At 72.1% G+C, this 6,044-nt stretch carries 6 protein-coding genes; 3 read left to right on the top strand and 3 right to left on the bottom strand.

The window, feature by feature from the left end; all coding sequences use genetic code 11:
* Positions 1 to 265: 265 nt before the first annotated feature.
* Positions 266 to 1,063, top strand: coding sequence for a hypothetical protein (locus DQW06_RS08795; protein WP_117198273.1), 798 nt, complete (start codon positions 266 to 268; stop codon positions 1,061 to 1,063).
* 105 nt (positions 1,064 to 1,168) lie between these two features.
* Here the strand turns inward: DQW06_RS08795 and DQW06_RS08790 are convergent, their stop codons facing one another.
* The 3 genes from DQW06_RS08790 to DQW06_RS08780 form a co-directional block, all read right to left on the bottom strand.
* Complete coding sequence (locus tag DQW06_RS08790; RefSeq protein ID WP_013154833.1) at positions 1,169 to 1,411, bottom strand: hypothetical protein; 243 nt, start codon at positions 1,409 to 1,411, stop codon at positions 1,169 to 1,171.
* Positions 1,412 to 1,682: 271 nt separating this feature from the next.
* Positions 1,683 to 1,994 (bottom strand): DUF6401 family natural product biosynthesis protein, encoded by a 312-nt coding sequence (locus tag DQW06_RS08785; RefSeq protein ID WP_013154834.1) that lies wholly within the window; start codon positions 1,992 to 1,994, stop codon positions 1,683 to 1,685.
* A gap of 161 nt (positions 1,995 to 2,155) precedes the next feature.
* Complete coding sequence (locus tag DQW06_RS08780; RefSeq protein WP_013154835.1) at positions 2,156 to 2,839, bottom strand: ferritin-like fold-containing protein; 684 nt, start codon at positions 2,837 to 2,839, stop codon at positions 2,156 to 2,158.
* Between the two features lie 561 nt (positions 2,840 to 3,400).
* On the opposite strand from DQW06_RS08780, the gene DQW06_RS08770 reads away from it, so the two are divergent.
* Both DQW06_RS08770 and DQW06_RS08765 read left to right on the top strand, forming a co-directional pair.
* A complete protein-coding gene (locus DQW06_RS08770; protein WP_013154836.1) occupies positions 3,401 to 4,951 on the top strand; it encodes a DEAD/DEAH box helicase in 1,551 nt (516 codons plus the stop codon).
* A gap of 188 nt (positions 4,952 to 5,139) precedes the next feature.
* Positions 5,140 to 6,012 carry an alpha/beta fold hydrolase gene (locus DQW06_RS08765; RefSeq protein WP_041552862.1) on the top strand — a complete coding sequence of 291 codons (873 nt, stop codon included), beginning with the start codon at positions 5,140 to 5,142 and terminating at the stop codon, positions 6,010 to 6,012.
* The last annotated feature ends 32 nt before the right edge of the window (positions 6,013 to 6,044 follow it).

The following is a 6,044-nucleotide window of genomic DNA, read 5'->3' as shown; positions in this document are numbered from 1 at the left end:
GGCCCCCGTGCGCGCACGGGGGCCCTCGCCTTTCCCGGTGCTCCCCGGAAAGCGCCCCGGCACACGGAAAAGGAATTTCTTCCCACCGCCGCGCAAGGAATGTCCCAAAAAAAGGTAATCACCTCCGCTTGCGTGGGACAAGCGATTCAATTGCCGCCCTCCGGGTATCGCCGGAATGAGAAGTAACGCACTTCTCTTCGCCGTATCCGCCCGGTCCTTCGCTTCGAAGCCCCGGCGGAGCAAGCGATTTGGGGGTGAAGACGTTATGGACATGGGTCAGGGCCTGTCGACGGCCTGGCAGGCGGTGGCGAGTTTCGTGCCTCTGCTGATCGGCTTCCTGGTGATCCTGGTCCTGGGATGGATCATCGCCTGGCTGGTGGGCAAGGCGGTCGCCAAGGGTCTGCACGGCGTCGGACTGGACCGCGCCCTGCACCGCGGAGGTGTGGGCGAGTACTTCGAGCGCAGCCGGTGGAGCGCCAGCGAGCTGTGCGGAAAGATCATCTACTACGTCGGGCTGCTGTTCGTGTTCACGCTCGCGTTCAGCGTCTTCGGACCGAACCCGATCAGCACGCTGCTCAACGACGTCATCGCCTGGATCCCGCGCGGCATCGTCGCGCTGGTGATCGTGGTGGTGGCCGCGATGATCGCCAAGGCGGTCCGCGACATCGTCTCCGGCGCGCTGGGCGGCCTCTCCTACGGCCGCTTCCTGGCCAACGCCGCGGGCGTGTTCATCCTGGCCCTCGGCGTCATCGCGGCGCTGAACCAGATGGGCGTGGCGGTGACCGTCACCGTGCCGGTGCTGATCGCGGTCCTGGCCACGATCGGCGGCATCCTCGTCGTCGGCGTGGGCGGCGGCATGATCGAGCCGATGCGCTCGCGCTGGTCCCGCTGGCTGGACGTGGCCGAGCGCGAGACCAACCGCATGAGCGAGGAGGGCAGCTACCGGGCCGGCCGCGAGGCGGCCCTGGGCCGTCCCGCGGACGCCGGGCGCACGGAGCCGCGCGAGGGCGCGACCTCCCAGAGCGCGCGGCGCGGCACGGGCGGCGAGCCGCCCGCTCCGTAGCCGGGGCGCGGACACGCGACGAGGGCGGGGCCGTGCGGCCCCGCCCTCGCCGTGTGCCGTCAGGATCGCTCGGCGGGCCGGTGCGAACGGCCCGCGAGGCGCCTCCTAGAGGAATTCGGAGTCGCGCAGCTCCAGGCGGGAGAGGTGCTCGATCCGCCGGAAGGTCAGTACGACGGAGGCGATGATCGGGAGGAAGGCCAGCCAGAAAGCGGCGTTCCCGGGCCCGGTGAAGACCATCGACACCAGCGCGACGACGAAGATCAGTGCGAAAAGCGCGAAGTCGACGCGGTCCTGTTGGATCAGGACGCCGACCGGTGGGCGCGCCGCCCCATGCCGACCGCTCCTCATTCGCCTTCCTTTCTCGCGGCTCTGCGGGCCGCTCCGCAAGTTACGGTGTCTGTGGTCCGTTTTCCGGACCGACATAACACCGTCAGTCCCAGGTTGCATTCCGCAGGGCCCTGGTTCTGCCGCGGTGCGCCGGGCCGTGGTCGGCCGCTGTGGAGTCACCGGTACTTTTCAGCGTACGCCCGATGACGGGTCTCCACCGGAGAACGGGCAGGGGCGGGGGCCACGAGGAGCTCGGGTTGTGGACCACACCGTTCTGCGGACGCCACCAAACCTAGCGGACGAAACCGCGCTCCTTGGCCAGTCGGCAGATCGCGAGGATGCGCAGTGTCTCCCAGTCGTACTCGACCGCCTCGGAGTCCCAGCCCCGTTCGAGGCAGCCGTCGAGGAACCCGTGCAGGTAGGTGCCCAGGGTGCGGGCGTTGAGCACGCCGCCGGAGGAGGTGATGCCTTCGCACACCTGTGCGGCGTGCTGGTCCAGCTCAGCGCACATCCAGGGCTCGATCGGGGCGCCTAGGGGGCCGATCCGGTGGAAGTCACGGGTGAGTCCGGCCAGCGGATGGCGCACGGAGGTCCCACTGGGCATGGAAGTACCTACTCGCGTGGTCAGGAGACGGAAACTTCACTGATTTTACGGCCAGTGCCCAACGAATCGTCACGAAAGTGTTGGATATTACCCGCGCTTGACCAAGGTCGCACAGGTCCCGGTCAAGGACGGGCAAGGAATCGGGCCGCCGCGACAGCGGGTCAGGCGGTCAGCCCCATGGCCCTGAGGCGGTCGGAGTGGCGATCGGTGAGCGAGGCGAACATCCGGCTGACCGCGGCGAGGTCTCCGAGCCCCGTGCCGTCCGCGGCGTGTCCGCCGTCCCCCGCCAGGAGCGCGGCGAGCCGGGGGCGCGAGACCGCCACCGCCTGCGCCTGGCTGAGCGCCTCGCCGACCAGGCGGCGCGCCCACAGGGACAGGCGCCCGACCAGCTTGGGGTCCTCCTCCACGGCGGCGCGCACCGTCGCGGAGACGAACTCGGCCCGGTCGGTCTCGGCCAGCACGCCCTCGACCAGGGTGCGCGTGTCCTCGTCGGCCAGCTCGGCGACCTTGCGGTAGAAGTCCCCCGCGATGCCCTCGCCGACGTAGGTCTTGACCAGGCTCTCCAGCCAGCTCTGCGGCTCGGTCCTGTCGTGCCAGGCGTCCAGCGGCTCCACGAAGGGCTCCATGGCCTCCTCGGGCACGACGCCCAGCTCCTCCAGCCGGTCGCGCAGCGACTGGTAGTGCGCCTGCTCGGTGGCGGCGAGGGCGGCCAGCTGACCCTTGGAGCGCAGCGACGGGGCCAGGCCCGCGTCGTCGGCGAGGCGGAAGAAGGAGCCGAGCTCCGCGTAGGCGAGCAGGCCGAGCAGGTCGATCACGCCGGGCTCGGCGGAGGGGCCGTGGGTCATGCCCGTCAGGGTATCGCCAGGCCGCCCGGGCGCCGAACCGGGGACTAAACGGACCGAAGGCACGGTTGTACACGCCGGGAGCGGGTACGGTCCAAGCCGTCCACAGCCCGGTGAACTGGTATGTCCACCTGGCGAGTCACCAGCTAGACTCTGCGTGATGACCGGTGTGTGCGCCCGACGCGGACATCTCCCTCACACACGCGGGATCTCCCACGTACCGGCGCCGCGGAGGCGGCGCCCGCACAGGCGCGGACCCCACCGACGGTGGCCCGGACCGCGCGAGGAACAACGACGAACCACGGATGCACCCCGTCCCGAGCGGGGACGGTCCCGATCCGCGGCCGGACAACCCCTGCGCCGCACGGGTCCTCACGGCAGCGCCACCGCACCGTTCCGCGAGAGGAACGACCGGTGAGCCGCGCCCCCGCGGCGGCCAGGAGCCGTCCGCGACCGCATCCCGCCGCGGCCACGCCAACGTTGCGGCCCGCCAAGATGGAGGCTTGAGCCCTGAGCAGCACAGCAGAGACCACCAAACCCAAGACGACCTTCCGCGACCTCGGTGTGAGCACCGAGCTCGCGGACGCCCTGGAGGCCGAGGGGATCATCGAGCCCTTCCTCATCCAGGAACTCGCCCTGCCGATCGCGCTGGGCGGCAGCGACATCATCGGCCAGGCCCGTACCGGCACCGGTAAGACCCTGGCCTTCGGCCTGCCCCTGCTCCAGCGGGCGCAGAAGGACCCCGGAACGCCCAAGCGGCCGCGCGCCCTGGTCGTGGTCCCCACCCGCGAGCTGGCCATCCAGGTCGCCGCGGACCTGACCACCGCCAGCAAGCGCAGCGGGACCCGCATCCTGACCGTCTACGGCGGCCGCTCCTACGAGCCGCAGGTCAACGGGCTCAAGGAGGGCACCGACGTCGTCGTCGGCACCCCGGGCCGCCTGCTGGACCTGGAGAAGCAGAAGCACCTGCGCCTGGACGGGGTGTCCGCGGTGGTGCTGGACGAGGCCGACAAGATGCTCGACCTGGGCTTCCTGCCCGACATCGAGCGCATCCTCACCAGGACCCCGGACGACCGCCAGACCATGCTCTTCTCGGCCACCATGCCGAGCGAGATCGTCTCCCTGTCGCGCAAGTACCTGCGCCGTCCCACGCACGTGCGCGCGAGCGACGACGACGAGATCGACGGCTCGGCCATCACGGGGCAGATCACGCAGCACGCGTTCCGCACCCACCAGATGGACAAGATCGAGATGCTCGCCCGCCTGCTCCAGGCCAGCGACCACGGCCAGAGCATGGTGTTCTGCCAGACCAAGCGGGCCTGCGACCGGGTGGCGGGCGACCTGGAGGCGCGCGGGTTCGCCGTCGCGGCCGTCCACGGCGACCTGGGGCAGAGCCAGCGCGAGCGGGCCCTGCGGGCCTTCCGCAACGGCAAGATCAACATCCTGGTCGCCACCGACGTGGCCGCCCGGGGACTGGACGTGGACGACGTCACGCACGTGGTCAACTACGAGACCCCCGAGGACGAGAAGACCTACACGCACCGCATCGGCCGCACCGGCCGGGCCGGGCGCAGCGGCACCGCCGTCACCTTCGTGGACTGGCAGGAGATGCCGCGCTGGAAGCTGATCAACGGCGCCCTCGGACTGCCCTTCCACGAGCCGGAGGAGACCTACTCCACCTCGCCGCACTTCTTCGAGGCGCTGCGGATCCCGGCCGGGACCAAGGGCAAGCTGGCCGAGGACCGGCGCGACGATCACGCGGGTCTGGAGGCCGAGGAGATCGAGGACATCGGCGACACCGGAGTGGCGCGCGGCGAGCGCGGCGGCCGGCGGGGCCGGGGTCGCGTCGAGGGCGCGCGCTCGGGGAGCGGACGCGGTGAGAGCGACCGTGACGAGGGCGGGCGCGGTCGCGGCCGCAACCGTTCGCGTCGGCGCACCCGCGGCGGCCAGGGCACGGCCGGGGTCGAGACCGCCCCGGGCGGGAGGGCCGAGAGCACGCCCGCCGCCCAGGAGGCGCCGCGCGAGGGCGCGGCCCCCTCCGACGAGGGCGCGCGCAGGGTACGGCGCCGCCGCCGCACCCGAGGCGCGGTCCGCAGGGACCCCGAGAACACCTGACCCCTCCCGGCGCCCGCCCGTGGCGGGCGTCGCGGCCGTGCGCCCCGCGCCCGTTCGCGGGGCCCTGGGACCGACGTCCGCGCCGGTCCCGGCCGTCGGCCACGGCCCGGGTTATCTCTGCCCGGGCCGGCGATCGTCTAGGGTGACCCGACGTGAGTACACCTCAGTTCCTCGACCTGCCACCGGGCGTGCGACGCGCCGATCTGAACCTGTCGTACGGTCCGGTGGCCGCCCTGCGGGCGCTGCCCACCTCCGGCGGCCCCGAACTCGCCCCCGCTGTCCTGGTGCACGGGTTCACCGGCAGCAAGGAGGACTTCATCTCCCTCCTCCAGAGCCTGGCCCAGGCCGGGCGGGAGGTGGTCGCGATCGACCTGCCCGGCACCTACGAGTCGCCGGGCCCCGAATCCCTCTCCCCTCCCCCGGGCGTGCGCAGACCGGACTACGGCCTGCCCTCCCTGGGCGCGGTGGTCACCGAGGTCATGGACCAGATCGGTGACGGCGGCCCCGTCCATCTGCTGGGCCACTCCTTCGGCGGGCTGGTCTCCCGCGAGGCCGCGCTGGTGGAGATGGCCCCGCTGGCCTCGCTCACCCTCCTGTGCTCGGGCCCCGGCGCCCTGAGCGGCCCGGGCGCGAACACGGCGAGCGCCCTCATCGCCGCCGTGTCCATCAACCCCACCGCCGAGCGGCTCCGCGAGCTGTGGGAGGAGCAGTTCGACTCCGTGGCGCGGGCCCGCAGCCCCCGGCCCGAGATCCGCGACTTCCTGCGCGAGCGGCTGCTCAGGAGCAGCGCCGTGGGCCTGATGCACATGGCCGAGGAGCTGGTGTCCGCGCCGGACCGCGTGGACGAGGTGGCCCGGGTGGAGGTCCCCAAGCTGGTCCTGTACGGCGAGAACGACGAAGCCTGGCCGCTGGAGGAGCAGGACCGGATGGCCGAGCGGCTGGGCGCCAAGCGCCTCGTGGTGCCCGGCGCCGGTCACTCCCCCAACGTGGAGGCGCCCGAGACCGTCGCGAGCGCGCTGACCGCGTTCTGGAACGAGGCGGAGTCGGTGGGCCGCCGCTGACCCCGTCCCGCACGGCGACGGCCCCCCCCCCC

The organism is Nocardiopsis sp. TNDT3 (assembly GCF_003427465.1).
GTDB classification, from domain to species: domain Bacteria; phylum Actinomycetota; class Actinomycetes; order Streptosporangiales; family Streptosporangiaceae; genus Nocardiopsis; species Nocardiopsis dassonvillei.
Note: the sequence above shows the minus strand (reverse complement) of the source record. Positions and strands in the feature narration are given on the sequence as shown.

Bases quoted from the DNA above. Each gene is read 5' to 3' on its own strand.
- DQW06_RS08790 (WP_013154833.1), bottom strand. From the start codon at position 1,411: ATGAGGAGCGGTCGGCATGGGGCGGCGCGCCCACCGGTCGGCGTCCTG.
- DQW06_RS08780 (WP_013154835.1), bottom strand. From the start codon at position 2,839: ATGACCCACGGCCCCTCCGCCGAGCCCGGCGTGATCGACCTGCTCGGC.
- DQW06_RS08785 (WP_013154834.1), bottom strand. From the start codon at position 1,994: ATGCCCAGTGGGACCTCCGTGCGCCATCCGCTGGCCGGACTCACCCGT.
- DQW06_RS08795 (WP_117198273.1), top strand. From the start codon at position 266: ATGGACATGGGTCAGGGCCTGTCGACGGCCTGGCAGGCGGTGGCGAGT.